The organism is Neobacillus vireti, assembly GCF_036962345.1.
GTDB lineage: Bacteria > Bacillota > Bacilli > Bacillales > Cytobacillaceae > Neobacillus > Neobacillus vireti_A.
In genome coordinates, this window is record NZ_JBALNB010000007.1 from 1 (window position 1) to 22,975 (window position 22,975).

General features: G+C 36.9%; 22 protein-coding genes and 1 riboswitch. Of the genes, 15 read left to right on the forward strand and 7 right to left on the reverse strand.

The genetic code is table 11. The features are described 5' to 3' along the window. The first annotated feature begins 180 nt into the window (after window positions 1-180). A complete protein-coding gene (locus V7108_RS07395) occupies window positions 181-1,542 on the forward strand; it encodes an aspartate kinase (protein ID WP_335567770.1) in 1,362 nt (453 codons plus the stop codon). Window positions 1,543-1,684: 142 nt separating this feature from the next. Here V7108_RS07395 and V7108_RS07400 read toward each other — a convergent pair whose 3' ends face one another. Then, a complete protein-coding gene (locus V7108_RS07400; RefSeq protein ID WP_335519283.1) occupies window positions 1,685-2,281 on the reverse strand; it encodes a hypothetical protein in 597 nt (198 codons plus the stop codon). A 139-nt stretch (window positions 2,282-2,420) separates the two neighbouring features. Between V7108_RS07400 and V7108_RS07405 the strand changes: the two genes are divergently transcribed. Further along, window positions 2,421-3,038 (forward strand): TrkA C-terminal domain-containing protein, encoded by a 618-nt coding sequence (locus tag V7108_RS07405; RefSeq protein WP_335519280.1) that lies wholly within the window; start codon window positions 2,421-2,423, stop codon window positions 3,036-3,038. Window positions 3,039-3,070: 32 nt separating this feature from the next. Here V7108_RS07405 and V7108_RS07410 read toward each other — a convergent pair whose 3' ends face one another. Together V7108_RS07410 and V7108_RS07415 are read right to left on the reverse strand one after the other, a co-directional pair. Further along, window positions 3,071-4,624 (reverse strand): ABC transporter permease/substrate-binding protein, encoded by a 1,554-nt coding sequence (locus tag V7108_RS07410; protein ID WP_335567771.1) that lies wholly within the window; start codon window positions 4,622-4,624, stop codon window positions 3,071-3,073. Then, window positions 4,624-5,748 (reverse strand): ABC transporter ATP-binding protein, encoded by a 1,125-nt coding sequence (locus tag V7108_RS07415; RefSeq protein ID WP_335567772.1) that lies wholly within the window; start codon window positions 5,746-5,748, stop codon window positions 4,624-4,626. Before V7108_RS07415 ends, V7108_RS07410 begins: the two co-directional genes overlap by 1 nt. A 201-nt stretch (window positions 5,749-5,949) precedes the next feature. On the opposite strand from V7108_RS07415, the gene V7108_RS07420 reads away from it, so the two are divergent. Both V7108_RS07420 and V7108_RS07425 read left to right on the forward strand, forming a co-directional pair. Beyond that, on the forward strand, window positions 5,950-6,678 hold the full coding sequence (locus tag V7108_RS07420) for a M50 family metallopeptidase (RefSeq protein WP_335519272.1): 729 nt from the start codon (window positions 5,950-5,952) through the stop codon (window positions 6,676-6,678). 19 nt (window positions 6,679-6,697) lie between these two features. After that, the gene (locus tag V7108_RS07425) at window positions 6,698-7,183 is read left to right on the forward strand and encodes a nitroreductase family protein (RefSeq protein WP_335519269.1); all 486 of its coding nucleotides are present in this window, start codon (window positions 6,698-6,700) and stop codon (window positions 7,181-7,183) included. 47 nt (window positions 7,184-7,230) lie between these two features. On the opposite strand, the gene V7108_RS07430 is transcribed toward V7108_RS07425, so the two are convergent. After that, a complete protein-coding gene (locus V7108_RS07430; RefSeq protein WP_335519306.1) occupies window positions 7,231-8,193 on the reverse strand; it encodes an NAD(P)H-dependent flavin oxidoreductase in 963 nt (320 codons plus the stop codon). A gap of 334 nt (window positions 8,194-8,527) precedes the next feature. On the opposite strand from V7108_RS07430, the gene V7108_RS07435 reads away from it, so the two are divergent. Beyond that, a complete protein-coding gene (locus tag V7108_RS07435) occupies window positions 8,528-9,502 on the forward strand; it encodes an acyltransferase family protein (protein WP_335519266.1) in 975 nt (324 codons plus the stop codon). 67 nt (window positions 9,503-9,569) lie between these two features. Here V7108_RS07435 and V7108_RS07440 read toward each other — a convergent pair whose 3' ends face one another. From V7108_RS07440 to V7108_RS07450, 3 genes are all read right to left on the reverse strand, one after another. Beyond that, window positions 9,570-10,094, reverse strand: a complete 525-nt coding sequence (locus V7108_RS07440) for a MerR family transcriptional regulator (protein ID WP_335519263.1) — start codon at window positions 10,092-10,094, stop codon at window positions 9,570-9,572. Between the two features lie 51 nt (window positions 10,095-10,145). Next, window positions 10,146-11,183, reverse strand: coding sequence for a MerR family transcriptional regulator (locus tag V7108_RS07445; protein ID WP_335519260.1), 1,038 nt, complete (start codon window positions 11,181-11,183; stop codon window positions 10,146-10,148). A 204-nt stretch (window positions 11,184-11,387) separates the two neighbouring features. Further along, a complete protein-coding gene (locus tag V7108_RS07450; protein WP_335519256.1) occupies window positions 11,388-12,176 on the reverse strand; it encodes an HAD family hydrolase in 789 nt (262 codons plus the stop codon). 109 nt (window positions 12,177-12,285) lie between these two features. Here V7108_RS07450 and V7108_RS07455 point away from each other — a divergent pair, with 109 nt between their 5' ends. From V7108_RS07455 to helD, 10 genes are all read left to right on the forward strand, one after another. Further along, entirely contained in the window at window positions 12,286-13,011 is a 726-nt protein-coding gene (locus V7108_RS07455; protein WP_335519253.1) for a polysaccharide deacetylase family protein, read from the forward strand. A gap of 164 nt (window positions 13,012-13,175) precedes the next feature. Beyond that, window positions 13,176-13,317, forward strand: a riboswitch (cyclic di-AMP (ydaO/yuaA leader). A 103-nt stretch (window positions 13,318-13,420) separates the two neighbouring features. Beyond that, a complete protein-coding gene (locus V7108_RS07460; RefSeq protein WP_335567773.1) occupies window positions 13,421-13,816 on the forward strand; it encodes a sporulation protein in 396 nt (131 codons plus the stop codon). A 144-nt stretch (window positions 13,817-13,960) separates the two neighbouring features. After that, on the forward strand, window positions 13,961-14,305 hold the full coding sequence (locus tag V7108_RS07465) for a hypothetical protein (protein ID WP_335567774.1): 345 nt from the start codon (window positions 13,961-13,963) through the stop codon (window positions 14,303-14,305). A gap of 108 nt (window positions 14,306-14,413) precedes the next feature. Then, window positions 14,414-15,940 carry an aminotransferase class V-fold PLP-dependent enzyme gene (locus V7108_RS07470; protein WP_335519892.1) on the forward strand — a complete coding sequence of 509 codons (1,527 nt, stop codon included), beginning with the start codon at window positions 14,414-14,416 and terminating at the stop codon, window positions 15,938-15,940. A 36-nt stretch (window positions 15,941-15,976) separates the two neighbouring features. Beyond that, window positions 15,977-16,471 (forward strand): L,D-transpeptidase family protein, encoded by a 495-nt coding sequence (locus V7108_RS07475; protein WP_335519889.1) that lies wholly within the window; start codon window positions 15,977-15,979, stop codon window positions 16,469-16,471. 129 nt (window positions 16,472-16,600) lie between these two features. Further along, entirely contained in the window at window positions 16,601-17,047 is a 447-nt protein-coding gene (locus tag V7108_RS07480; RefSeq protein WP_335567775.1) for a DUF3784 domain-containing protein, read from the forward strand. Between the two features lie 534 nt (window positions 17,048-17,581). Beyond that, window positions 17,582-19,102 (forward strand): group II intron reverse transcriptase/maturase, encoded by a 1,521-nt coding sequence (ltrA, locus tag V7108_RS07485; protein ID WP_335567776.1) that lies wholly within the window; start codon window positions 17,582-17,584, stop codon window positions 19,100-19,102. Window positions 19,103-19,199: 97 nt separating this feature from the next. Then, on the forward strand, window positions 19,200-19,475 hold the full coding sequence (locus tag V7108_RS07490) for a PH domain-containing protein (protein ID WP_335567777.1): 276 nt from the start codon (window positions 19,200-19,202) through the stop codon (window positions 19,473-19,475). A 121-nt stretch (window positions 19,476-19,596) separates the two neighbouring features. Continuing rightward, entirely contained in the window at window positions 19,597-20,466 is an 870-nt protein-coding gene (locus tag V7108_RS07495) for a hypothetical protein (RefSeq protein ID WP_335567778.1), read from the forward strand. A 177-nt stretch (window positions 20,467-20,643) separates the two neighbouring features. After that, on the forward strand, window positions 20,644-22,971 hold the full coding sequence (gene helD, locus V7108_RS07500) for an RNA polymerase recycling motor HelD (protein WP_335567779.1): 2,328 nt from the start codon (window positions 20,644-20,646) through the stop codon (window positions 22,969-22,971). Window positions 22,972-22,975 lie beyond the last annotated feature (4 nt).

Below are 22,975 nucleotides of genomic sequence, written 5' to 3' on the forward strand. Positions count from 1 at the left end.
GTGTTTCCTTTATCTCAGTTAGAGCGCTCCAGGCCATACGCCGCTGACCAGGGCGCTTCCGCTTTTCCCTTTGTCTTTCCTAGAAATACAAATGTCTTTTTGTGGAAGAAAAAAACACTTGATTATTTTCTGAATAGGATTAAAATTAAGATTATACTTTTTGGGATAGGTGATGTTGTAATGAAGGTAGTAAAGTTTGGTGGATCCTCTTTAGCGTCCGGAGAACAAATCGAAAAGGTTTTTCAGATTGTAATGTCTGATCCTGAGCGGAAGGTAGTGGTTGTATCTGCTCCTGGAAAGAGATTTTCTGAAGATGAGAAGGTAACGGACCTGCTGATAGAGTGTGCGGAGTTGTGTCTGCAGGATAGTAATCCAGAGGAAAAGTTTAACGCCGTTATATCTAGATATTCCTCCATTGCAGCAGAGTTAGATCTCCCTGATGAGGTAATTAGTGAAATTCATCACGATTTAACTGAAAGATTAAATGGAGACAAAAGTAAACCTGATCGGTTTATGGACTTAGTAAAAGCTAGTGGTGAGGATAATAATGCAAAATTAGTTGCTGCCTACTTTAGGGAACAGGGTGTAGAAGCGACTTATATAAATCCAGGGAAAGCAGGATTGCTTGTAAGTGATGAACCTGGTCATGCTCAGGTGTTACCAGAAGCATATGTTAATTTATATTCCCTTCGTGAAATCCCAGGTATCATTATTTTTCCAGGATTCTTTGGCTATAGCAAACAGGGTGAAGTGTTCACCTTTTCACGTAGCGGCTCAGATATAACAGGTTCGATTTTAGCCAATGGAATCAAAGCGGCTTTATATGAAAATTTCACCGATGTGGATGCTGTATTCTCAGTGAATCCTAATCTTGTAAAAAATCCAAAGGAAATTAAAGAATTAACGTACCGTGAGATGCGTGAACTTTCTTATGCAGGATTTACCGTTCTGCACGATGAGGCGTTAGTACCTGCGTTCCGTGCGGGTATTCCTGTTCAAATAAAGAATACAAACAATCCGACTGCACCTGGTACTCGAATTGTATATACACGGGATAATACTAATGGACCGGTTGTTGGAATCGCTAGTGATGAAGGGTTCTGCAGCATTTACGTAAGCAAATACTTAATGAACCGAGAAATTGGTTTTGGACGCAAGCTATTAAGTATTTTAGAAGAATATGGTCTTTCTTATGAACATACACCGTCAGGAATTGATGATGTTTCCATAATCTTAAGAGAATCTCAGCTAGATCCTGATATGGAAAATGAAATCATCTGGAGAATTGAGTCAGAATTGAATGCCGATGAAGTGAAGATCGAGCATAGCCTCGCATTGATTATGGTGGTTGGTGAAGGAATGCGGAGAAACGTTGGAACAATGGCACGAGCTTCTAAAGCCTTAGCAAAAGCAGAGGTTAATATTGAAATGATTAATCAAGGTTCTTCAGAGGTAAGTATGATGTTCGGTGTGAAAGAAGTCGATGAAAAAAGAGCCGTTCAGGCCCTATACGAAGAGTTTTACGCAGCAGTACCTGTATAACATGGAAAAGCAGATCTAAAAATTTATTTTTAGGCTGCTTTTTTGTTGTTTAAAAATTTATTTCGGTGTTTAATCTTGTATATCTGTGGAATTTCGATTATATCTGCGGTAATTGAATATATCCGCAAGACCTTTTTTGGATTCATGATAATTGGGGATAATCTCGATTTTTCTTGAGCTTTACCTTCGTTCTTATCCCGGCCAAAATGGCTATAATCAATCCACCACCTGTATCGGAGATTAAATCGATCATGGTATCGTCATTTCCCCCGCCTTGCAAGGTCATATTGAAAAATTGATCACAGCTAAACTCATAGATTTCCCATATCACACCGCCTAAAGCTGCGAAGGATAAGGTAAATAGGAAGATAATCCAAGGTGATATTTCCACTTCCGCATCTCGATGTACCAGACGTTCATATAATGCGATTCCAGAAAACGCAAGAATGGCACCACTAAGGAAGTGCACAAAGGTATCCCACCAGCCAAGACCATACCAGCCTAGAATTGAGCCGCAGTATTGTGAACCGACCAAGAATAGTAAATAGGAAATAACAATGGGCAAATTGAACTTGAGTTTGGTAAATAGGGCTAAGAGAAGTGGAACGGCCCCACAAACCATTCCGCCTATGGCAACGGTTGATTTATAAGATTCCCCGTCCGAGCGATAATGAAAAAATAGGAAAGCCATAAAAGCTACATAAAGTAAACTAAGAATTAAGACTAACTTTTGATTCATATTTTCACCTCGTGTTGATTACACAGTTCTTGTTTACTATGATTATGTCCAAACGTTATACAGCTATTCCATCCCCATTTTTTTTAGCGTATAGTGGAAATATAAATTAACATTGACTCAGTGAAAAGTGGAGGCATATATGCAGAGGGCACAAATACCAACGTATGAAAGGATTGCCATTGATTTAGCGAATCGAATTTACGACGGAAAGTACAAAGTCGGTGAAAAGATTCATGGAAGATCCACATTGGCAAGTGAATACAAAGTTTCACCAGAAACGGTTCGAAGAGCCATCAAAATTTTAGAAGATGTAGAGATTGTTATATCAACTAAGGGCAGCGGAATAGTGATTTCCTCAAGGGAGAACGCCTATAAATATATTCATCGTTTCTCCAATTTGGCAAGTATCAAGGACCTAGAAAAAGAAATTAACGCGCTTGTGAAAGAGAAAAACAAGATTGAAGTACAGCTTTTGGATACCGTACAGAAAATCATGGATTATTCTACAAAGCTGCGTCATACCAACCCATTGGCGCCGATTGAGGTGGAGGTATTTCCAGGATGTATACATACCGGTAAGACAATATCTGAAGTGAAGTTTTGGCAAAACACAGGGGGAACCGTGATTGGAATGAAGCGAAAGGGAGAATTAATTATTTCTCCGGGGCCTTATGCACTGATTCAAGAGGAAGATATTCTACTGATTATTGGTGATGATGAAACCTACGAACGGGTTGTACATTTTATGGAGGAATAGAAAAAAGCCGGCTTGTATGCCGGCTTTACTCATTAGATTAATCCTTCTTCTTTTAAAAACTCTTTTGCAACCTTTGCTGGTGATTCCTTCAGGCTGTCAACTTTGTAATTCAGATTTCGCATTTTATCATCTGTCAATGTACCAGCAAGTGAATTTAGAACATCTTTTAATTCAGGATGTTTCTCTAGAGTCTCTTCTTTGACAATGGGAACGGCATAGTATGGAGGGAAGAAGTTTTTATCATCCTCTAATACCTTTAAACCAAATTCCTCAATCAATCCATCGGTTGAAAATGCGTCGATTACATCACTCTTTTGATTATCAAGAGCCGTATAGCGCAATCCGCCATCAACTGCTTGAACATCCTTAAATTCCATATTATAGGCTTGTTCAAGACCAATTAATCCATCTTCTCGGTTAGAAAACTCAATCGTTGGCCCCATAATCAAGCCATTGCTTATTTTAGCAAGATCGGAGACAGTGTTCAGATTAAATTGTTCTGCTGTATCCGGACGAACTGCTATTGCATAGGTGTTATTAAATCCAAGAGGTTTAAACATGTCAATACCATATTTCTCTTTGAATTCCTTTTTTACGTAGTCATACACTTTATCAGAATCACTTTGTGCAGGTTGATTCAGTATATTTACAAGACCAGTCCCGGTATATTCCACATATGCATCGATGTTGCCGTTATTTATGGCACCAAAAGCTACCTGCGTACCGCCTAGATTCAGTTTTCTTTCAACTTCAAGATCAGTCTTGCTTTCAATTAATTCCGCCATCATATTTCCTAAAATCAGCTGTTCACTGTAATTCTTTGACCCAATGACAATTTTCTCCGCTGCATTTACCTTCGAATAAACCGTAAACGCGCCTCCAGCAACGATCAGTACACTTGCAAGGCTTATTACTAAACGTTTTACCTTTTTACTAACTGCTGAAGAGGATTTCTGCTTATTCGTATAAGAGAATGAAGTTTCAAGTTTACCAACGATAAAGTCAATAAGCAGTGCCAGAATACAGGCTGGGATGGCACCGGCTAGAATCATGTTGTTATCAACAGTTTGTACGCCTGAGAATACGAGATATCCAAGACCGCCTGCGCCAACGAAGGCAGCGATGGTCATCAAACCAACAGCGGTAACGGCAGAAATTCTGATACCCGCCATAATCATCGGAAAGGCTAGCGGCAGCTGAACCTTTTTCATGGTTTGACTCTTGGTCAGACCGATACCTTTGGCGGCTTCCAGAATATCAGAATCAATGTTTGTTAAACCTGTATAAGTGTTTTTCACAATTGGAAGCAGCGAATAAAGAACAACCATAACGATAGCAGGGGCACTGCCAATTCCAATGAAGGGAATTAGGAACCCAAGTAAAGCCAAGCTTGGTACAGCTTGAATAACATTAGTCGTTCCGATAATTGGCTTTGAAAGCTTTGGCTCTTGTGAAATCATTATGCCAAGTGGAATCCCAATAATGACCGCAATCAGTACTGAAATGACACTTAAGTAGATATGTTGACCTAATAAATTTAGGATTTGTTCGTAGCTTGAACTTAGATAGTTATAAAAATCAGCCATTAAAAGGCCACCTCCAAATCAATTAGTTGGCTGCTTAATGCCGATAAAATACTGCTTCTTGTAATAAGACCTGTTAATTGCTTTGCATGGTTGATAACAGGAACATATCCAATTTTGTGTTCATTCATTGTCGCTAACACGGAAATTAAGTTACTTTCCTCTGAAACTGCAAGAATATTTTTTTCCATGATACTCTCAATCTCGGAATTTCGATTCAATAATTGGATTCCTTTAAGAGTCACTAGTCCTATTAAAATATTATTTTTGTCCGTTACCATAAGGCTATCTACTTTATTGGATTTCATAATCTCGATTGCCTGTAAAACAGTTCGCTTCGCGGTGATCTTAACTGGATTAGGAATCATAATATCTTCAGCCATTAATAACTCAGGGTTATTCCAAATTCGCCGCTTCCCGATGAATCCTTCGACAAATTCATTGGCTGGGTTTTTGAGAATATTTTCAGGAGTGTCAAACTGGAGAATATCGCCATCTTTCAAAATACAAATCTTATCGGCGATTTTAATTGCTTCGTCCATATCGTGGGTAACGAATATGATGGTTTTGTTAAGCTCTTTTTGCATTTGAACTAGTTCATCTTGTAGCGAGTTTCTTGTCACAGGATCCAATGCACTAAAAGGCTCATCCATCAAAATGATATCTGAATCGGTGGAAAATGCTCTTGCTACCCCAACTCTTTGCTGCTGTCCACCGCTTAATTCTTTTGGATAGCGGTGCAAGTATTCAGCAGGGTTTAATCCAACCACATGAAGTAGTTCTTCTGTTTTTTTGGCAATAGCCACTGGGTCTTCCCCTTTAAGTTTAGGAATCAGTTCCAAATTCTCTTGAATCGACATATGTGGAAACAGGCCAGTATTTTGGATCACATAGCCAATATTTCTCCTCAGCTCGATAGCATCGATAGTGGAAATGTCATTTCCATTTACAAAAATCTTTCCAGCAGATGGCTGGATTAATTTATTAATCATTTTAAGCAATGTAGTTTTCCCACAGCCACTTGGTCCGATAAAAACAACTAATTGGCCTGCATCTATATTGATTGAGAAAGGCTTAATAATCGTTTTGTTTTTATATTTTTTTACGATGTCTTTAAATTCTATCAAAGTCATTCCTCCTTTTTAATTGAACGTTCGTAATTTGCAACAACTCGATGGTAACACAAAAGTTGTTGGTTTGTCGAATAATGTGATTAATTGCCTATTTTTAATCAAGGTAAAAAGGGTCATAAATTTTTCAGAATATAAAGAAAAGTGTTAAGATGGAAATAATAATAGACAATAAACTGAAAAGAGAGGGGAAAGTAAATGGAATCAATAAAAGAAAAACTTAGTATTAAATTTTTCCTCTTCCTTGGGTTGGCATTCGTTTTAATACAAATCCCGCTAATCGGTGATTATTTTAGAATAATCAATACGGTAATTCATGAATCAGGACACGCATTTATGGCATTATTTGGCGGCAATATTGAATCCATTTCAATATTCATGAATGCAGATGGAGTAACACACGGAACTCAATCGATTTGGGTTATCGATTTTATAACATGCGTCGCAGGTTATATGATTTCTTCCCTTATGGCATATGTATCATTTTGGTTAATCAAAAGGAAAAGGTATATACTCTTCATTGATTTGCTATTGGGAGTCATCATTATTAATTTTATATTATGGGTACGGAATCCTTATGGTTTATTTTGGCTTGCCTCCTTCGGTTTGTTATTTCTCGCTTTCTTGATTAAAGGAAGTCAAAAGGTAATCCAAAATCTCTTACTGTTACTTGCTTCAGTATTATTAGTGGAATCGTTTTTTACAGCCTATGATATATTTATCATAAGTTTGTTGCAGCCTCATGCAGCAGGTGACGCGACAAACTTAGCTCAATTAACTCCTTTTTTTCCTGCGCAGGGATGGGGGATATTTTTCTTAGCTCAATCACTTTTTTTCATACTACTTGGATTCAAGCAAGGTTTGTTTAAAATAGGAATGGTTGAGTTAGAGACGAAATATCAATTAGAAGGAACGAAAGAATATTGAATATAGGAGGAAAAAATAAGTGAATGTACTTGAAGTGATCCAAAATCGGCGGACAATTAAAAAGTTTAAAACTGACGCTGTTCCAATCGATTTGATTTATTCTTGGTTGGAAGCTGCAAAAATGGCCCCTAATCACAGAATGACTGAACCTTGGGAAGTTTACTTTATTGGACCAGAGACGAGGGCAAAACTAAATCATAAGACGGATTTTGGAAATGCTCCTCTACTTATTGCTGTAACCTCGAAACATGGTGCAACAGCTGTGGAGAAGGAGGAAAATGCACTGGCGACGGCCTGTTTTGTTCAGAACTTTAATTTGGCTGCATGGGCTGGAGGGGTAGGCACATTCTGGTCATCGATTGGAATAACAGCGAAAAATCGAGGAATTCTAGGAGTTTCTGAAAATTATGACCTCATAGGGGTATTGGCTATTGGCTATCCAGAGCTTATACCTGACCCAAAACCAAGAACATCGATTATGAATAAAATCAAAAACCTGCCATAATAAAAGAAGAGACAACGAAATTTGGTTGTCTCTTCTTCTTTTTAATTTTAGATTACAGCGTTTTGATACTCTAACGTTAGATTATCAATGATGGTTTGAACAGGGAGGATTTCCTTGATTTCACCAACTCTTGCACCGGCGAAGACAAGTCCATTTTCCACATCGCCTTGTGCATCAGGAAAGACAAGACCATTTTCGGTATCGCCTCCAACAGTTCTGAACATGGAATCAAGCGTACAAAAGCGGTAAGAACAATTTTTCAAGCAATCATGGCATTTAGCGATTTTTAATTTGTCAGACCCGCTAATTAATTTAGTAAATTTATTGGCAATGGCTCTACCTTGTAACCCAACCGTCGTTTTAACTAAAACCAAATCTTCTTGACGGGCATTTACATATTTCTGTTTAAATGATAATGGGGCGTCACATTCTTCACTCGCTGCAAAACGTGTTCCCATTTGAACGCCAGAAGCCCCCATTGAAATGGCTTTGGCAATATCTTCACCAGTCATAATTCCACCTGCAGCAAGAACTGGAATCGATACTGCTTCCACTACCTCCGGAAGAATATCAAACATCGGCCGATCCGTACCAAGGTGTCCGCCCGCTTCAAAGCCCTCAACTACTACCGCTGCAGCTCCAAGCCTTTCAGAAATTCTGGCCAATTTGGCTGAAGAAACAATCGAAATAACAGGAATCCCAGCCTCTCGTCCCCAAGCATACATATCCCTCGATATTCCCGCCCCAGAAATAATGAAATCAACTTTTTCTTCAAGTGCAGCTTTCATCTTTTCCGCAAAATCATTCATCGCAAACAACACATTTACGCCAATATATCCTGCACCTTGAACTAAACTTTTTGCTTTTCTAATATGATCACGCATTTCATCGGTTGAAATACCTGTTCCAGAGATAATACCGACACCACCAGCATTTGCAACAGCTGAAGCTAGTTTACTTAATGAAATACCTACACCCATTCCACCTTGGAAGATGGGAACCTTTGGCATGATATGTGCAATTTTTAATTGTGGAAAGTTCAAAGGATTACCTCGTTTCTTTGTTAAATATTTAAAACTTACTCTGCATACTACCACTAAATATTCGTTGTGTATGTGATTTTTATCATCAGGTCATACAAGTTGGTAATAGCATTAATTACCAATAGTATTTTAAGCATAGGAATAAATGATTATTATTTCAGAATTGTAAATGGAACGAAATCGAAAGTAACCAATCTTAAATCCCCCTGTAACATTAATAAGGTAAAATGGAGAATAAGATATACAATTTAGTCGGATATTTTGCTAAAATAACTTTTGTTAAAAATTTAGGGGGGATAGGATGGCTTCAACTGAAAATAGAAGTAAGTATTTCGATAATGCCAAATTCATTTTAATTTTTCTTGTTGTTTTTGGGCATATGATTAGCCCTTATAAGGACCAAGATAAGATTTTATTTACATTATATACGGCAATATTTTTGTTTCACATGCCAGCATTTATTTTGATATCAGGATATTTTGCAAAGGGATATAAAAAGAAAGGGTACCTGCAAAAGACCATTCAAAAAATACTGATTCCTTATTTTATTTTTCAAGTCATATATTCAGTTGTTTACTACCTCGTAGGTAAGGAAAAAACACTTGAATTTGATTTGTTCCAGCCGCATTGGTCATTATGGTTCCTTTTAAGTTTATTCTTTTGGAATTTACTGCTTTATGTATTTGCTCGATTAAAATGGGTTGGTTTATTCATCGCCGTTATCATTGGTATTGGAATTGGTTATATCGATAATGTAGGAAGTTTTTTGAGTATATCTCGGACGTTTGTTTTCTTTCCTTACTTTTTATTAGGTTTCTTATTAAACGGAGACCATTTAAAAATGATTGTTCGGGCAAAGTATGCTGTACCGGCAGGAATAGCTATTATCGCAATGACATTCATATTTTTTGGATTAGGGTTCCCTCAAGATGCGGTACCATGGCTGTTAGGTGATACATCTTACGAAAATATGGGAGGGATGCAGATAAGCGATGGATTGTTGCGTGCATTGCAGTATGGTTTAACGTTGATTGTAGTATTTGCGTTCTTGCCGTTAATTCCGTCGAATCAGTACAAAATCACAAAGATTGGTGAAAGAACACTTTATGTTTATTTATTTCATGGGTTTATTATTAAATCGATTCAGGCCATCTTACCGAATTCTATCTCGGAAAATTATTTATTCTTACTCGCATTTTCCTTTATCGTTTGTATGGTCCTGGGAAGTTATATGATAAAAAAGTATACGAAACCGCTTGTAGAATTAAAGATATAAATGCAAAAAGCCGAATGTCTATGAACATTCGGCTTTTTTTTGTGTTCAAGGCGATTAGCTCTTTTAGTTATCCTAAAAATCCAAAAAAAGAACTGACGAAATTCTTCTTTTTCCTATTAACCTTTCCCTTTTCTAAGACTAACGGTTGGTCAGGCAAAATAGATTTCTTACTCTCATTAAGCTGTGTTTGGATGGATTCCACTTGTGCTGTTAAATCTTTAACTTGATTCTGTAACTCTTCAATTTCCCTGCGGTGCTGCAGCAACTGGTAGGAGGCAACGGAGTCGGCTTTAGAATTCACCTTTGCCTCCAATTCAGTAACGATCGTATACAATCTTTCCAGTTCAGCATTGTTTTCAGGTTCTTTAACGATCCCTTTGCGCGTTTTCTTTTCTCGGACAGGAGCTATTTCTTGAAGGAGGGTCCCATTTTGTATTTGCGTCTGAATATTTTTTAGAAGATCAATATCCTCTTTATTAAAATGATAATGCCCCCGTTCATTGCGCTCCATCGGCAATTCCAACTGTTTTACCCAGCGTTGAATGGTACTAGCAGATACCCCCAATAATTTTGCAACTTCGCTTGTGTTCATAATGATTCCCCCCGCCTAAAAAATGGACCAAAAGCAAAGCGACTTGACATCTTATTCCCAAAATTTCCACCATTTCTTTTCTTTTGCAGCGGCTACATCTCGGAAGCTAGTTAATAAATTCTGAAAAGCTGCTTCTCTTTGTGTAATATCATTTCGGAAGAGATCCCGTTCCTTCACGCGGTCTTCACGGTCTTTTTCAATTGTATCCGATAGGCCAATAATTTCTGTGTTTGTAATTTCTACATAATGAGCGAGTTCCTCAGTAGATTGCGATAACTGCTTTGATAGAATATAAATTTCTTCAGATGTTTCATGAGAGGCGTTGGCAATACTTTTAGATAAGTATAGAAGTCTATCTGTTGTCTGCTCTGTATTTTTGTCTAAGTTGACAGACAGTTCTTTGAGCTCTGCTTTCGTGGTAGCGGTAGATTGGTTTATAGATTCAGAAAGAGTGTTTACAGTGTAGTTCGTGCCAGTTGCAATTTCTTTTTTGACCTCTTCAACCACTTCTTTTCGAAGTACGTTTCTAATTTCCTCTTTTACTTCATTTAAAAAGGTTTGTTTATACGTATCCATTGCGAGGAAAAATTCATCTGCGCTTTTAATGGAGATTTCCTCATCCGCTACAGGGGTGGCATTGTGAGAAATAATTGCTAATTCTTGGGATTCAGTTTCATTGATTTCTTCTTCTGGTTCAGAGGTTACTGCGGCAGGTTTGTGAACTTCTTCATTGGGTTCTGAGATTTCTTCGTTCTGTTCAGCAACTGCTTCTTCAGGAAAATGGATTCGTTCTTCGAGTTCAGTATCAGTTTCTTCCAATTTAGAAATTTCGTCATCCAGTTCAGATATTACCTCTTTAATATCAGTTTCCCCTCGTAAAGTCTGTAAAATCATCGTGGTATTGAGTCTTTTATTGTGCAATGCCTTAATTTCTAAAAGTAAATCTATTTCCACTTGTGAATAGATTCTTGCTCCTTGTTTCGTTCGCGGTATTTCTAGATATTCCTCAAGTTCTTCTTCCCATTTTTTCAAAGTAGCCGGTTTAACATTTATTTTTTTGGAAACTTCCTTTAAGGTGAAAGTTCTCATTAGTTTTCAAATCCTCTCTATCTAATTTACGGTAAAACCTCTTTAGATAGTAAATTCTCTACTGAATACCCCATTTTCCTGCACGGTGACAAAAGCTATCAAAACAAGACGGATACCACGAAATAACAACAAATTCATGCAAAAAAAGCTGTGCGCTATGCACAGCCTTTGATAGCGAAAACCAAGCTTTTTCTTTGTTGGGATTCATTCAATAACCCCTAGCTTTTTTAATCCATTATAAATCCCTGAATCACTTACTGTTGTTGTTTTGTGTTTGGCAAACTGAAATAAATCCGGATGACCGTTACCCATCGCAAAACCTTCACCGACATTCATCAGCATTTCTTTATCATTCAAACCATCACCAAAAGCTATCGCATGTTCCTTGTTGACACCGAGGTGTTTAAGAATATATTGGACACCAATCCCCTTATTGATTTTGTCTCTAATTACATCATAACAATGGCGCATGCCCTCCACATTTACTTGAGTTAAATGAATACCATCTTCATTTCTATAAAAGGATAAATCCTTTGGGTCTACGTTTATCAATGTCATGCCCAAAACCTCATAATCCTTGGAAGGAGTAAAGGAATCGTTCTTATGTAAATGGAATTTCTCGATAAATTCTTGTACAAAATCCACGTTTAGATCCGTAAATATGTTTTTGTCTTTTGTATAAAGAACAGCCTCATGTTTATTATTTTTCGCTATTTCTAGGAATTGTTGGACACTTTTTTTATTCATAGGCTCTTGGAAGAGGTCCTTCCCTTGATAAATGCCATATGCACCGTTATATCCGATAAGGGAGCGAACATTTAGCTTCTTCGCAAGTTCCCTAATTTCATGTAGGGGTCTGCCTGTAGCTAAAAAGACTTCTATTCCTTTTTCCTGAACCTGTTGTATAGATTTAATTGTCGTTTCCTCAATAGAATCATCAGGTGTAATGATGGTTCCATCGATATCCAAAAATAAAACCTTGTATTCAGACATTGAAGATCTCCTTTAGTGTTTGTTGTTTTTTAGGTTTAACCTTAACGAATAGATAAAATGCTCTAAGTGAGGAATAATATTCGAGACATTGAGAAAAAGGGTGAAGCTAATGTTTAGGATTGTATTGGTTTTTCTTCTTATGGTTTGCCTTCCGGCACATGTTCAAGCACAGAATAAGGTTCCAATTTTAATCTACCACTCAATCGATGAATATAACGGTGTAGGCTCTAAGGAATTATATGTAACACCTGAAAATTTTGAAAAGCAAATGACCTATTTGAAAAATCAAGGATATACGTTATTAACATTTGAAAGATGGAAGGATATTAGTAAAATTAAAAAACCAATTTTTATTACATTTGATGATGGTTATAAAAATAATCAAAAAGCATTTGAAATTCTTCAAAAGTTAACAGATCATCACTTTAAACCTACCGCAACCTTTTTCGTTATATCCGATTTTGTCGGGCGTAGGAACCGTTTGTCACAATCTGAATTAAGGGATATGGCAGCCACTGGTGTAATTTCTGTTCAGTCTCATACAGCTACACACCCGGATTTAACAAAAGTAGAGAATCTTCAATATGAATTAAAAAGCTCGAAGGAAAAAATTGAAAAAATGACCGGTAAACCGGTTATAGCACTTGCGTATCCTTATGGAAACTTCAATGAACGTGTCGGATCAGAGGTAAAAAAGTATTATCAATTTGGTTTGACAACTACACCCTCACTCTATACGAAAAAAGGACTGAAAAATGAATTGTTATTTTTACCAAGAATGTATATAAAATATTCCACAGGCCTTGATGAGTTCATTGACATCCTTACAAAATAGGATTTCTTAAAGATAATCTATGCTGCAAGATAACGAAGATTCATGAGCAAACAATAGAAAAGCTCTTGTTTTTACTTTAAATTGGGGATTAAACGGGTATTTTAAGTGAATTTCACTCTTTACAACGGTTCAGGTTGGGGCTAGAATTAGCGTCATATTATGAATTTAATATTCGGCCAAAACCCATCACCCTGGGTACGGAGGAACCAATTAATAGGGGTTAATTCTACCAAGTAGAAAGGATGAGAACTTTTCTTTCGCCATCCTACCCGTCAGCTAACTTCGTCGGCTAAAGCGAAGGAGGTCATGGACCGCCAAGTACAGGGGCTTTTATGTTTTAACATTTGAAGCAGCTTGATTACAAATGCCGGTCTTTTATTATGCCTATTTTAGGGAACAGGTGGAGAAAATGACATTAAAAGATTATTTAACAAAATTGAAGATTGGTTTGCCAAAAACGATGGTTCATTTGGATAAGCAGGTTTACGAAGCCGGCAGTGTCATAAATGGGACGATTGAGATAACGGGCGGACTACTCAAGAATAAAATTAAAAGATATGATATCGATCTAATAGGGATTGATTCACAGGCTTTTGTAGAGGAAACTTTAAATAGTCATTCCGTATTCTGTTCTCTTGAATGCAGCCCAAACCAAACTGGAAAGATCCCCTTTTTACTCGATATTCCTGATGAAGTTCAATATAATGAAGACACCTTTAAATATTCCTTATTAATCAATATTGATTTAGGAAATGCAAATAATATTACACAAAGTGTCCCTATTACCATTAATACCATTTCTTAATGTGCGTCTATTAACCTAAATTTATATGTAAATCGGAACAAATACCTATTATTTGATATAGCTTTGTAAACTACTAGACACTAGGATGAAAACTATTACCGTTATAATGAAGTTACATAAGACTTTATTAGGCGGGTGCAATCGATGGAAGAAACAATGGTTAAATCCTATCTGCAAAAATCACTAGAAGAGTGGAAGGATGATATATCGGTAGTCCTTACCGAAATTGATAAAGAATATGAAGAAGTGGCACAAGAATTAAAGGTCTATTCGTATAAATATGGGATTACCAAGCAAGTCATTCAGTCAACAGTGAATGAGGAATTAATTGAAAATATACGGCAAAGATATCATAAACCCTTTGAAGAAACCTATAATCAATTAAAAGAATATATTAAGGACTTGGAAGAAAAGCAGAGAGTTTTCCAAATGTTTGTTCAAAAAATTGATGAAGTCAATCGGAAGGAATCGGCAAGGAATTCAAATTAATAAATAAAGGAAACAGTCTGATCCCATGGGATCAGGCTGTTTTTATTATCGGTAAAAGAAAGCTTTGCATATAGTAATTAGCAGGATTTAATGGAGAGGTGCTGAACTATGATTACTGCAAGGATCGGAAGTAAATACTTTCGGCTGCCGGACAATCTTGAGGAATACTTTCAAAAATTTCGGTCTCAAGTTATTGGCAATCATCAGGAATTCGACCACCCATACGGAAGAAAACCTATAATATATGCAGATTGGACGGCAAGTGGAAGATTATTTCGTCCTATAGAAAGAAGAATTTCAGAGGTGTTTGGTCCGTACATGGCTAATACACATACTGAATCCAATTTTACTAGTCTTATGATGACTGGAATCTATAATCAATCAAGAAAAATTATCAAGGAACATGTAAATGCCGATGAGAACGACGTACTGATTCTTGATGGCTTTGGGATGACGGCTGCCATGAATAAATTTCAGAGATTACTTGGGCTGAGAGTCCCAGAGCAATGGAAAGCGAGCATTAAGATTAAGGATAATGAAAAACCCATTGTCTTTCTCACACATATGGAGCACCATTCAAATCAAACCTCATGGCTTGAAACGTTGGCTGATGTGGAAATTATCAGACCTGACCCAAAGGGTGCGGTAGATGTGAAACATCTCGAGCAGCTTCTTAACCAGTATCGGGATCGGGGTGTTAAAATTGGATCCTTCACTGCTTGCTCGAACGTGACTGGAATACAAACCCCTTATCATCAGTTGGCGAAAATTATGCACCAACACGGCGGTCTATGTTTTGTTGATTTTGCTGCCTCGGCTCCATATGTGAAGATGGATATGCACCCTAAAGACCCTCTGGAAAAACTTGATGCCATTCTGTTCTCACCCCATAAGTTTTTAGGTGGACCCGGAACGAGTGGTGTATTAATTTTTGATAAAAGAATGTATAGCAATAAGGTACCTGATCACCCTGGCGGCGGGACGGTTGCATGGACGAATCCGTGGGGCGGACACAAATACATTGATGACATTGAACATCGTGAGGATGGAGGAACACCAGGGATACTTCAAGCCATACGTACCGCCCTATGTATTAAACTAAAGGAACAAATGGGAGTTGAAAAGATTTTAGCTAGAGAGAAAGAACAGCTTGAACTACTGCTAACTGGGTTGGAAGATATACCGAATCTTCATGTATTAGAGAATCATCAGCGGAATCGAATCGGCATTGTTTCATTTACCATCACAGATATTCATTACAATCTTATTGTCCGTTTGCTAAATGATCGATATGGATTTCAGGTCCGCGGAGGATGCTCTTGTGCAGGAACATATGGTCATTATTTATTGGAAATTGACAAACATAAATCGAAACAAATTGCTGAGCAAATAGATCAAGGAGATATGTCTACAAAACCAGGCTGGGTCCGATTTTCACTGCATCCAATTATGTCGAATGCGGAAATTTTATTGTTTTTAGAAGCAATGAAAGAGATAACTAGGAACATAAAGGATTGGAAGAAGGATTATATTTATGACCCGCATACGAATGACTATTTTTATACAAAACACACTCGTCAGGATATGGCTCATTTATTTAGGCTTGAGGAAGAAGAATTAAGCAACGGTTATTAAATCCCAACATATGCTAGTTAAAAAAGGTGGGATAGTATGATTCACATCGTAAAGCCTGGTGATACCCTTTATCAACTTTCATTGGACTATCGGGTAAGCCTGGCACGGATTTATGCGGCAAATCCAGGTGTCAATCACCAGCAGCTGTACGTAGGACAAAGAATTCAAATCCCCGGGCTTCCAGATCCAAGTACAATTCCAATTTCTATACAAATTTCCGTTAGTAAGCGAAGACTTTCTTTATATAGGAATGGAAAATTGGAAAAAATCTACCCGATTGCTGTAGGGAAAATGCTGACAGCTACACCAACTGGTGATTTTGTGATTGTTAACCGCCAAATGAACCCCGGCGGACCGTTTGGTGTTTTGTGGCTATCGTTATCTAAACAAGGTTATGGTATCCATGGAACAAATGATCCAAGTTCGATAGGAAAAGCGGTTTCGCATGGTTGTGTAAGAATGCATAATCGTGATGTTCTTCAGTTATCAGAGAAGGTTCCAAATGGTACTAGGGTAATGATCCGACCCTGATGATTAAAACAAGTTTGGCCGATTACAAAATATCGGCCTTTTTGATTCGGGATGAATCCAATTAAGGTACTCGTTCGTATAGTAGATAGAATAAAATATTCAAAATTCAATACATATGGGGGTTTTTGCGTGTGGGGAATAGTAGGTGTCCAAGCCGTTGTCATTTTGCTATTTCTAATTCTAGGTTGGGCCGTTAGAAAGAAGGAAGGATATTGGCTTATTTCCGGATTCGCAACACGCCCGAAGGAGGAACAGGAGCAATTAATTAAAAGCGGGTACCCGAAAAAGGTTGGTGGATTGCTGATATTAACAGCAATTGGCATGTTGATTCTGCTGCCGCTCCTGTTTACTTCTTTTAAATTTGCAATGGAAGTTCAATTTGGTTTTATGTTCATTTTTTTGATGGGTGGATTGATTTACCTAACTAAATATGAAGTTCCAAAAAAGCGCAAACGCAGTTATATCATTAGTATTTCGCTATTAATTCTGGTTATTGGCGGAATTAGCGTGGTTTCTTATTTTAGTTATCAGGGCTACGAGCTAGTAACGAAAAAGGATAGCTTCGGTGCGACTTGAAGTCGTTGTGTAAATTGTCATTATATGACTGCTCCTTCCGTTTGGAGTATTCCTACTGTCACATGCGATGGGAGCAATCCTCTGGTTTGAAGCTGACAGGACAATGTGAGAACTAGATAAACCATATATCTATATATTGCTAGGAAAAGCTTTCCTATGGTTAACTTATGTGAACTGATGTAAGAGTCGTTACCTTTGCTGAGCGAAATATGGTTGACACGCTCTACCCAAAATGGGGCAGAATTAGGCATTAATCACTCGACGCGGGTTAATGAAAACGGACAAACAATTCTCGGCTTATAGTCAGAACCTAAGGGAAAGCAAATTATTTACACATCGGAACAAGGTAAGCCCTATGAACTCTCAAAGGAGTAGGTCAACCGTAAGGAAGATACAATTGTTCAGAGGGTAAAGGAAATTGGAGAAAGCGAATGATTATCTGTAATTGATAATATAAGGGTTCAAACTTTGCCCTGTACTGAAAGGTAGCTGACTTCCAATAGGTGTTCAATCGTAAGAATGAAAGGAATAACTATGAATGTAAATGCGTCAATTGCATGTGGGTCCCCACGTGAGAACATTACAAACAGAATGCTTGAATTTCAATGGAAAAACATAGATTGGAAACAAGCTGAAAGATTTGTTAATAGAATTCAAATCAGGATTACGAAGGCAGTTCGAGATGGGAAACAAAATCTTGTGAAACGACTTCAATATTTATTGGTTAACTCATTCTATGCTAAGGCTCTCTCTGTAAAGAGAGTAACAACTAACAAAGGAAAGAACACCGCAGGTGTAGATGGAATCAAATGGAACGAACCTCATGAGAAGATGAAAGCTGTTCTAAACTTAAATAATAGGAACTACAAATGTAAACCATTAAAAAGAGTCTACATAGAAAAGTTTGGAAAAGAGGAGAAACGTCCACTCAGTATACCTACATTCCATGACAGAGTAATGCAAGCGTTATATCTTCTATCACTTGAACCTATCTCAGAGATAACTGCAGATAAGATTTCCTTTGGTTTTAGGAAATATCGTAGTACGCATGACGCAATGTCCAATATCTTCAACCTCCTCTCTTACAAAAGAGCTGGCACTTGGATATTAGAGGGAGATATCAAAGGCTGTTTTGATAACATTCAACATAACTGGTTATTAGACAATATACCTATGGACAAGAAAATTCTAAACAAGTTCCTAAAAGCAGGCTTCATCTTTGATAAAAAGTTATTTCCCACTGATTCTGGAGCCCCACAAGGCGGTATTATCTCCCCTACTCTAGCTAATATGACATTAGATGGTATGGAAATGGCAATTGCAGAGAAATATTGGATGAATAGTAAAGGGAAAATCGATAAAAAACACAAAAATCACAAGAAAATAAATATCATACGTTATGCAGATGACTTTATTGTCAGTGCAGTTGATAAAGAAACTCTAATTGAAATCCAAAGCATTATAGAATCTTTTTTAATTCAAAGAGGGCTAACCCTCTCTAAAGAAAAAACACTTATTTCACACATTTCCGAAGGCTTTGACTTCTTAGGATGGAATTTCAGGAAAAGAAAGACCAAATTGATTATTAGCCCTTCTCAAAAATCGTTCAAGAAAATAATCCGAAATATAAGCAATGTCATTAAATCAAATAAGGCGATTGAACAAAAGGAACTAATAAAAAAACTAAACCGGAATATCAAGGGATGGTGCAATTATCATCAAGCCGTATGTTCAAAGCAGACATTTAAAAATCTAAATCACTTAATATGGAACATGTTGTGGAAATGGTGTAAAAGAAGACACCCTAACAAAGGCAAAAGGTGGATAATTCGAAAATACTGGAAAAAAATCGGTTCACGACAATGGGTCTTTATGGACGGTAATGAAAGACTGCACAACGCAGGAGATACTCCTATTGTAAGACACATTGCTCTAAAACTTGATATGAACCCGTATTTAGATAGGAATTATTTTATCAACAGAAAAGAAATGCAACGCAAAAAGAAATCTATAGCGTATCTCAGAACAACTGCCGCCCACTTATTTAATGGGTGATTGAATGCTTGAGCGGTATGACATCGAAAGAGTCACGTACCGTTCTTAGGCGAGGGAGGGATAGTGATATCCCTTCCTTAGCCGACAGATTACCGGAATGTATGGGGATGAGTGGACATATAAAGAAATTATTTCGATTGAACTAATGGATCATTTACCTGAGGTTACAGTAAGGACAAATGGAGTGGGACTCCCTGCGCTTTCTAAAGGACAATTTAAAGTAACTGGATATGGAACCAGTTTACTCTTTATCCAAAAAGGGTCATCTCCGTATATTTATATTGAAATGAAGGATAGAAAAATATTTATAAATGATAAAGATCCTGAACAGACACAAATCTGGTATCAGCAGCTTATAGAGAAAATGGATTAACACAAAAGGCCACCGTTCAATGAACGATGACCTTTAATGTGGAAATATTATATGAAAGTGGAATGAAAAGGGAGGCAAATCAAATACTACTATTAAAACAACATTGAAATGGGATATGTGAATGAAGAATCCAAAATATAATAAAATACCTTTTATTATTTTATTCCTAATCCACTCAGGTTTACTGGGTTATTCTTTTTTTAAAAGTAAAAACAAAATGCAATTATTTATCTTATTAATGTCGAATATTGGTATGGCATACTTATTTGAGTTTTTTGTATTAAATCTGTTTAGAGCCTATAAATATAAGCCAAGAATTTTAAAAAAAAATTATTTTGATAATATCCTTGGTGCTATTTTATCGCAGGCTATTTTTGTGCCCTTTACTGCCTTATTCTTTACAGCCCAAAAAATTGGAGGGTTTGGAAATTTATTAGGCGGTCTATATTTTGCATTGGTAGAAGTTCTTTTTTTGAAGTTAAAAGTATATAAACATAAATGGTGGAGAACTGTTTATACCTTAATATTAATTCCTTTATACTTCAGATTGAGTGATGGATGGAACAACTTTTTAAATAAAAGAAATCCAGTGATTCGCTTCATTTCACTATTCTTCACGATCTTGATAACCGAAGCAAATTTACTATTTGTATTCGCTGTCTCTCGGAAAATTCGATTTGGATTAGGGAAGTATCATTCCTGGAACGAACATTTTGTATTGGTCCCGTTATATGCGATTTCGTTGTCATTTTTTTCAACATTATCGTTTTTGAAGCAAAATAATTGGATTTCCCAACTTAGAGTATTGGTCATGACAATGTGTTTAGATCTGGTTTTTAAAAAGTTAACACTGGTTAAAGAAAAATTTCATACCATTGATTATATTATCCTAAGGTTACTATCGATTCTGTTATATGGTCAATATAGAGATTGGGTTTATGGAGATTTTAGACCAGAAGAAGGTGAGGAAGTATCGAATAGGAAACAGTAAAAAAAAACGCCATAGCGGCGTACGTATCTATTGTAAACAAAAAAAATTCATGATAAAATGAATGTTGGTCTTGTTACGAATATTATTATATTGCACAATATTCCTATAATAACTATAGCACGAAAAGAGGATGGTTGTCAAATAATATAGACCAAAATTTTTCTGGAGAGTGGTTATATGAGCGATATGCAGAATAAGGATTTGCAATTCGAGCAGGAGCGAGTGAACTTTGTTATCAAGGAGATTGAGAAGAAAAAGCAAAAACTCCAGAAAAATACAGGTGGTGTCAGTTCAGACGTACTTGAGCTTCGAAAAACTTTCTGGGAAGATGTCACGGTTAATATGGATGAACCGGATGACGTTATTGAAACAGCAGCGAGTATAAAACAACAAGCAGAGTTGTTATCAGAGCGTGAACGAACGTTTAGGCAAATGGATAAGCAGATTAGAACCCTCGAACGATTAAAATATTCACCGTATTTTGGACGGATTGATTTTTTAGAAAATGGAGAGACTGCTGTTGATCATGTATATCTCGGAATTGCTTCTTTTATGGATGAACTGGATGAGAATTTTTTAATTTATGACTGGCGGGCGCCCATCTCCAGTCTCTATTATGATTATGCTCCAGGTCCGGCAGAGTACAATACATTAGATGGAGAAATTAACGGCGAAATGAAAATAAAACGTCAGTTTATCATTCGAGCTTCTGAAATTAAAGCTATGTTTGATACAGGTGTAACCATTGGTGATGAAATGCTTCAGGAGGTCCTTGGTAATAATGCTAATGCCCAAATGAAAAGTATTGTGGCAACGATTCAGCGTGAACAAAATCAAATTATTCGAAACGAACGAAGCAAACTTTTAATAGTGCAAGGTGTCGCAGGAAGTGGTAAAACATCTGCTGCCCTTCAGCGGGTTGCGTATTTGCTTTATCGTCATCGTGATACGTTAAAGTCTGAAAATATTATGTTATTTTCTCCGAATCCACTCTTTAACTCTTATGTATCAACGGTACTCCCTGAATTAGGGGAAGAGAATATGGAACAGGCTACCTTTATGGAATACTTAAACCACCGCATTGGAAAAGCGTTTGAAGTTGAGGACCCATTTGACCAAATGGAATTTTTACTTAACCAGGAGGATACAAAGGACTATCATACACGAGTATCGGGAATTCGATATAAGGCTAGTCTTACATTTAAAGAAATCATTGATCAATATGCAGAGGCTCTATCAACCAAAGGTTTGCTGTTCAAAGATTTAGTCTTTCGCGGTGAAATTCTCATTTCGAATAAAGCAATCTCTGAATATTTTTACTCATTAGATTCGAGCTTTACCATCCCTAATCGGATGGAAATGGTGAGGGATTGGCTTTTAAGAGAGCTAAAAAGACGAGTTAAACAGGAACGATCAAAAAGCTGGGTGGAGGAAGAGGTACAATATTTAGAAAAAGAGGACTATCAAGAGGTGTACCAGGAATTACAGGGTAAAAACCGATACAGTCATAATAGCTTTGATGATTTTGAACAGGAACAAAAATTTCTTGCTGAACGGGTAGTAAAAGTAAAGTTTAGGTCGTTATTTTCTAGAGTGAAAAAGCTGAATTTTATAGATATGCAGGGATTATATAGCCAGCTATTTACGAAGGGTACAAATCATAAAGAAATTCTTCTTGATGAATGGACACAAATTTGTATGCAGACTGTAGACAAATTAGCAAACTATATAATTGCCTATGAAGACGCAACACCTTTTGTTTATTTGCAGGATTTGATTAAGGGAAGGAAGTCTTCATCAGGTATTCGTCACATATTTATTGACGAAGCACAGGACTATTCACCTTTTCAATTTGCATTCATCCAAAGGATGTTTCCCTATAGTAAAATGACGCTTCTTGGCGACTTTAATCAAGCTATCTTTTCAGGTGCGACAGGTTCAGCTACAGTAATTTCTGATTATAAAGAGAAGGTAGAGGATGTAGAAAAGATCGTTTTGACTAAAACCTATCGTTCTACAAAGGAAATTGTTGATTTCACCAGCAGTTTGGTTGAAGACGGGGAACTGATTGAACCATTTAATCGTCATGGCAGAAAACCAACCATAAAGATTTCCGATTCAGACTTATTAGATCGTTTAATACCGGAGAAGATCAATGAGTTTTTGTTAGAAGGCCATCGTACGATTGCTGTTATTTGTAGAACGGCAGCAGAAAGTATAAGGGTATATGCCGCACTTAAAAATGAGCTACCTCTTCATCTAATCGAGAAATCGACCATTGCATATGAAAAAGGGATATTGGTGATTCCATCCTATTTGGCAAAAGGGATTGAGTTTGATGCGGTAATTCTCTTTGATAGTTCTCAGTATGAAAATGAAAGCGAACGGAAATTATTCTACACGGTGTGTACCCGTGCGATGCATAGGCTGCATTTATTTGTAACGAAAAGTATCAGCCCATTAATGAAGGATGTTCCGGAGACATTATATGAAATCGAAGCATAAAACA

What these genes read in the sequence shown, in the direction of transcription:
- V7108_RS07475 (WP_335519889.1), top strand. Translation starts at nt 15,977, where the DNA reads ATGATTCACATCGTAAAGCCTGGTGATACCCTTTATCAACTTTCATTG.
- V7108_RS07410 (WP_335567771.1), bottom strand. Translation starts at nt 4,624, where the DNA reads ATGGCTGATTTTTATAACTATCTAAGTTCAAGCTACGAACAAATCCTA.
- V7108_RS07405 (WP_335519280.1), top strand. Translation starts at nt 2,421, where the DNA reads ATGCAGAGGGCACAAATACCAACGTATGAAAGGATTGCCATTGATTTA.
- V7108_RS07395 (WP_335567770.1), top strand. Translation starts at nt 181, where the DNA reads ATGAAGGTAGTAAAGTTTGGTGGATCCTCTTTAGCGTCCGGAGAACAA.
- V7108_RS07450 (WP_335519256.1), bottom strand. Translation starts at nt 12,176, where the DNA reads ATGTCTGAATACAAGGTTTTATTTTTGGATATCGATGGAACCATCATT.
- V7108_RS07440 (WP_335519263.1), bottom strand. Translation starts at nt 10,094, where the DNA reads ATGAACACAAGCGAAGTTGCAAAATTATTGGGGGTATCTGCTAGTACC.
- V7108_RS07445 (WP_335519260.1), bottom strand. Translation starts at nt 11,183, where the DNA reads ATGAGAACTTTCACCTTAAAGGAAGTTTCCAAAAAAATAAATGTTAAA.
- V7108_RS07460 (WP_335567773.1), top strand. Translation starts at nt 13,421, where the DNA reads ATGACATTAAAAGATTATTTAACAAAATTGAAGATTGGTTTGCCAAAA.
- V7108_RS07455 (WP_335519253.1), top strand. Translation starts at nt 12,286, where the DNA reads ATGTTTAGGATTGTATTGGTTTTTCTTCTTATGGTTTGCCTTCCGGCA.
- V7108_RS07435 (WP_335519266.1), top strand. Translation starts at nt 8,528, where the DNA reads ATGGCTTCAACTGAAAATAGAAGTAAGTATTTCGATAATGCCAAATTC.
- V7108_RS07470 (WP_335519892.1), top strand. Translation starts at nt 14,414, where the DNA reads ATGATTACTGCAAGGATCGGAAGTAAATACTTTCGGCTGCCGGACAAT.
- V7108_RS07420 (WP_335519272.1), top strand. Translation starts at nt 5,950, where the DNA reads ATGGAATCAATAAAAGAAAAACTTAGTATTAAATTTTTCCTCTTCCTT.
- helD (WP_335567779.1), top strand. Translation starts at nt 20,644, where the DNA reads ATGAGCGATATGCAGAATAAGGATTTGCAATTCGAGCAGGAGCGAGTG.
- V7108_RS07490 (WP_335567777.1), top strand. Translation starts at nt 19,200, where the DNA reads ATGTATGGGGATGAGTGGACATATAAAGAAATTATTTCGATTGAACTA.
- V7108_RS07430 (WP_335519306.1), bottom strand. Translation starts at nt 8,193, where the DNA reads ATGCCAAAGGTTCCCATCTTCCAAGGTGGAATGGGTGTAGGTATTTCA.
- V7108_RS07495 (WP_335567778.1), top strand. Translation starts at nt 19,597, where the DNA reads ATGAAGAATCCAAAATATAATAAAATACCTTTTATTATTTTATTCCTA.
- V7108_RS07465 (WP_335567774.1), top strand. Translation starts at nt 13,961, where the DNA reads ATGGAAGAAACAATGGTTAAATCCTATCTGCAAAAATCACTAGAAGAG.
- V7108_RS07400 (WP_335519283.1), bottom strand. Translation starts at nt 2,281, where the DNA reads ATGAATCAAAAGTTAGTCTTAATTCTTAGTTTACTTTATGTAGCTTTT.
- ltrA (WP_335567776.1), top strand. Translation starts at nt 17,582, where the DNA reads ATGAATGTAAATGCGTCAATTGCATGTGGGTCCCCACGTGAGAACATT.